The 285-nt window shown below is 68.1% G+C and carries 1 pseudogene; it reads left to right on the top strand.

Annotated elements, in window-relative coordinates:
* Positions 1-285, top strand: a pseudogene (locus tag QSK32_RS45390) (hypothetical protein); the annotation flags it as partial.

Raw genomic sequence — 285 nt, 5'->3', positions numbered from 1 at the left:
AGGAGAAGCAGCTGCTGGGCCAGAAGGCGCAGCGGGAGAAGGAGTGGAAGGCCGGCGACCTGGACGTGGTGTCCGAGGTCGACGACGAGCAGATCGCCGAGGTCCTGGGCAACTGGACCGGCATCCCCGTCTTCAAACTGACCGAGGAGGAGACGACTCGGCTGCTGCGCATGGAGGACGAGCTCCACAAGCGGGTCATCGGCCAGGAGGACGCGGTCCAGGCCGTGTCGAAGGCGATCCGGCGCACCCGTGCCGGGCTCAAGGACCCGAAGCGGCCGTCCGGTT

This window comes from Actinoplanes sp. NBRC 101535, from assembly GCF_030269225.1.
Lineage (GTDB): Bacteria > Actinomycetota > Actinomycetes > Mycobacteriales > Micromonosporaceae > Actinoplanes > Actinoplanes rectilineatus.
Note: the sequence above shows the minus strand (reverse complement) of the source record. Positions and strands in the feature narration are given on the sequence as shown.